Source organism: Deltaproteobacteria bacterium (genome assembly GCA_011375175.1).
Lineage (GTDB): Bacteria > Desulfobacterota > GWC2-55-46 > GWC2-55-46 > DRME01 > DRME01.
Genome location: DRME01000131.1, coordinates 1 through 3,757, shown reverse-complemented (window position 1 = coordinate 3,757; position 3,757 = coordinate 1). Strand labels below are relative to the sequence as shown.

At 62.0% G+C, this 3,757-nt stretch carries 3 protein-coding genes; all 3 read left to right on the top strand.

Going from position 1 to position 3,757, the window contains the following annotated elements; genetic code table 11:
• Nucleotides 1-246 precede the first annotated feature (246 nt).
• The 3 genes from ilvB to ilvC all read left to right on the top strand — a co-directional run bounded on the left by ilvB (nt 247) and on the right by ilvC (nt 3,579).
• Nucleotides 247-1,944: a biosynthetic-type acetolactate synthase large subunit gene (gene ilvB, locus ENJ37_10415; GenBank protein ID HHL40908.1), complete on the top strand. Its 1,698-nt coding sequence runs from the start codon at nt 247-249 to the stop codon at nt 1,942-1,944.
• A gap of 84 nt (nt 1,945-2,028) precedes the next feature.
• Nucleotides 2,029-2,556, top strand: coding sequence for an acetolactate synthase small subunit (ilvN, locus tag ENJ37_10410; GenBank protein ID HHL40907.1), 528 nt, complete (start codon nt 2,029-2,031; stop codon nt 2,554-2,556).
• Nucleotides 2,557-2,562: 6 nt separating this feature from the next.
• On the top strand, nt 2,563-3,579 hold the full coding sequence (gene ilvC / locus ENJ37_10405; GenBank protein ID HHL40906.1) for a ketol-acid reductoisomerase: 1,017 nt from the start codon (nt 2,563-2,565) through the stop codon (nt 3,577-3,579).
• Nucleotides 3,580-3,757: the final 178 nt, after the last annotated feature.

Below are 3,757 nucleotides of genomic sequence, written 5' to 3'. Positions count from 1 at the left end.
CTGGGGGAAACTTTCTACAGAAAGTTTCCCCCAGGATAATTAATCAGAGTTTCCTCAGCTTGGGCTGAAGAACCTCGTTTCCTCGGACGATCATGAGAACCAACGCGGCTCGAAGAGCGAACAAAAAGTTTCTGGAGGGAGTCTGATGGAACCGAGGGTCTGTGACCCGTGGGTCAGTGACACTCTACAAAAGGGTTCCCTCGGTGCAATAAATCAGAGTCTCCACAGTTCAAGGACCCGAACGTTATGAAAAAACTCACAGGCGCACGGATATTTCTCGAATCGCTCCTCAAGGAGGGGGTGGACACCATATTCGGCTTTCCCGGCGGGGCCGTCCTGCCCATCTACGACGTGCTCTTCAACGCGCCGCTGCGTCACGTGCTCGTCCGCCACGAACAGGGCGCCGTCCACATGGCCGACGGCTACGCCCGCGCCTCGGGCCGTCCCGGCGTGGTGCTCGTCACGTCGGGACCGGGAGCGACAAACACGGTGACCGGCATAGCCACGGCCTACATGGACTCCATACCCATGGTCGTCTTCACCGGGCAGGTTCCGACGGCGCTCATCGGCAACGACGCCTTCCAGGAGGCCGACATAGTGGGCATCACGAGGCCCTGCACGAAGCACAACTACCTCATAAAGGACGTAAGGGACCTGGCGCGCATCATGAAAGAAGCCTTCTACGTGGCCACCACCGGCAGGCCCGGCCCCGTGCTCGTGGACCTGCCAAAGGACGTGCTCACGGCGACGGCCGACTTCGACTATCCCGACAAGGTCGATATGCTCAGCTATCAGCCCACCTACAGGGGCCACAAAAGGCAGATACAGAAGGCCGTGGACATGATCGTCAAGGCCAGGCGCCCGGTCTTCTACGTGGGCGGCGGGACGGTCCTCTCCGGGGCCGCGCCGGAGCTGAAGACGCTGGTGGAGAAGCTGCGCATACCGACGACGACTACGCTCATGGGCCTCGGCGCCCTTCCCGGCGACCACAAGCTCTTCATGGGGATGCTGGGCATGCACGGCACCTTCTGCGCCAACATGGCGGTGACCAACACGGACTGCCTCATCGCCGTCGGCGCCCGCTTCGACGACCGCGTCACCGGCAAGATAGACGAGTTCGCCCCGTACTCGAAGAAGATACACATCGACATCGATCCCACTTCCATAAGCAAGAACGTGGCCGTCGACGTGCCCATCGTCGGGGACGTGAAGAACGTGCTCAGGGAGATGATACGCCTTCTGCCTCCGGCCAGGGAGCTCAAGGAGCAGCGGGCCCACATGAAGGAGTGGACGGCCCAGGTGGAGAAGTGGGCCGCCACACACGGCCTCACCTACAGCCGCGAGGGAGAACTCATCCAGCCCCAGTACGTGGTGGAGCGCCTCTGCGAGCTCACCGGCGGCGACGCCATCGTCGCCACCGAGGTGGGGCAGAACCAAATGTGGGCCGCCCAGTTCTTCAAGTTCAAAAAACCCAGGACCTTTCTCACCTCCGGGGGACTCGGCACCATGGGCTTCGGCTTCCCTGCCGCCATAGGCGCGCAGATGGCCTTTCCCAAGGCCACGGTCATCGACATAGCCGGGGACGGCTCCATACAGATGAACATCCAGGAGCTGGCCACGGCCGTGCAGTACAAGCTGCCCGTCAAGGTGGCCATACTGAACAACCGTTTCCTCGGCATGGTCCGCCAGTGGCAGGAGCTCTTCTTCGACAGGCGCTACTCCTACACCTGCATCGGCACTGCGCCGGACTTCGTGAAGCTCGCCGAGAGCTACGGCGCCGTCGGGCTCCGGGCCTCCAGGGTGGAGGAGGTGGACGGCGTGATAAGGGAGGCCCTCAAGGTCAGTGACCGTCCCGTGCTCATGGACTTCGTCGTCGACCCCGAGGCCGGCGTCTATCCCATGGTGCCCGCGGGCCAGCCGCTGAGCAAGATGCTCCTCGTCTGAGGGGACGCCGCGCGGGTCGAGAAAACAGCGACGGTGCGAGGGGCGGATGCGGCCTTGCGCCCCCTCGAGCCTTAAGGAGGTTGCGTGCGTCATATAATCTCTATCCTGGTCATGAACGAATTCGGCGTGCTCTCGCGCGTGGTGGGACTCTTTTCAGGGAGGGGTTTCAATATCGAGAGCCTGAACGTGGCCGAGACGACGGACCCGTCCGTCTCCCGCATGACCATAGTGTCCGGCGGCGACGAGAAGATACTGGAGCAGATAACAAAGCAGCTCAACAAGCTCGTGCCGGTCATAAAGGTCTACGACTTCACCGACGAGGCCCACATAGAGCGCGAGCTGGCGATGGTGAAGGTGTCGGCCACGGCCGACAACCGCGCCGAGATACTGCGCATAATCGACATCTTCAGGGCCAAGGTCATAGACGTGAGTCCCGCAAGCTACACCGTTGAGGTTACGGGCGACGAGGACAAGCTCGAGGCCATGCTCGAGCTGCTGCGGCCGTTCGGCATAAAGGAGATAGTGCGCACGGGCCGCATAGCCATGGCCCGCAGCCCCAAGACGGCAAGGTCAGCAAGGACGAGGACGAAGAAAAAAAACACCGGAGGATAAGCGTAGATGAAGGTTTATTACGACAGGGACGCAGAGCTCGGGAAGATACGGTCGAAGAAGGTGGCCGTCATAGGATTCGGAAGCCAGGGCCACGCCCATGCGCAAAACCTCGGCGACAGCGGCGTCGAGGTCTGCGTGGGGCTCAGGCCTGGCGGCTCCTCGTGGAAGAAGGCCGAGGCCGCCGGCGTGACCGTGAAGACGGTGGCCGAGGCGGCGGCGTGGGCCGACGTGGTCATGGTGCTCATCCCCGACGAGCTCCAGGGCGAGGTCTACCGTCAAGAGATCGCCCCCAACCTCAAGGGCGGCGACTACCTGGCCTTCGCCCACGGCTTCAACATACACTTCGGCCAGATAGTGCCGGCCGCCGACGTCAACGTCTTCATGGTGGCCCCCAAGGGGCCGGGACACCTCGTGCGCCACGAGTACACCAGGGGTGGCGGCGTGCCCACCCTCGTGGCCGTCCACCAGGACCCCTCGGGCGACACCCTCGCCGTGGCCCTCGCCTACGCGAGCGCCAACGGCGGAGGCCGCGCCGGCATCATCGAGACGACCTTCAAGGACGAGACCGAAACAGACCTCTTCGGCGAGCAGGCCGTGCTCTGCGGCGGAGTGTCGGCCCTCATACAGGCGGGCTACGAAACGCTCGTCGAGGCGGGCTACCCGGAGGAGATGGCCTACTTCGAGTGCCTCCACGAAATGAAGCTCATCGTGGACCTCATCTACGAGGGAGGCATATCGAACATGCGCTACTCCATAAGCAACACCGCCCAGTACGGAGACCTCACCCGAGGACCCCGCGTGGTGACCGACGAGACGAGACGGGAGATGAAGAGAATACTCGCCGAAATACAGAGCGGCCGCTTCGCCCGCGAATGGCTGCTCGAAAACCGCGCCAACAAGCCGGTCTTCACGGCCCTCACGCGGGCCGGAGAGTCCCACCCCATAGAAGAAGTGGGCCGTAAACTGCGGGCCATGATGCCCTGGCTCAGTAAAGATAAAATCGTAGACAAGGAGAAGAACTGAGGGAACCTTTTTGTAAAAGGGTCACAGACCCACGGTTCCCTCAGACTCCCTCCAAAAACTTTTAACGCGAGTTGGTTTCCCCCTGTTTTGCCTGGCAAAACAGGGGGAAACCAACTCGTATTAAAAGTCTTTGAAGGGGGCCTGGGGGAAACTTTCTACAGAAAGTTTCCCCCAGAGT

Excerpts from the sequence above, each read along its gene's own strand:
- ilvB (HHL40908.1), top strand. The coding sequence starts at position 247 with ATGAAAAAACTCACAGGCGCACGGATATTTCTCGAATCGCTCCTCAAG.
- ilvC (HHL40906.1), top strand. The coding sequence starts at position 2,563 with ATGAAGGTTTATTACGACAGGGACGCAGAGCTCGGGAAGATACGGTCG.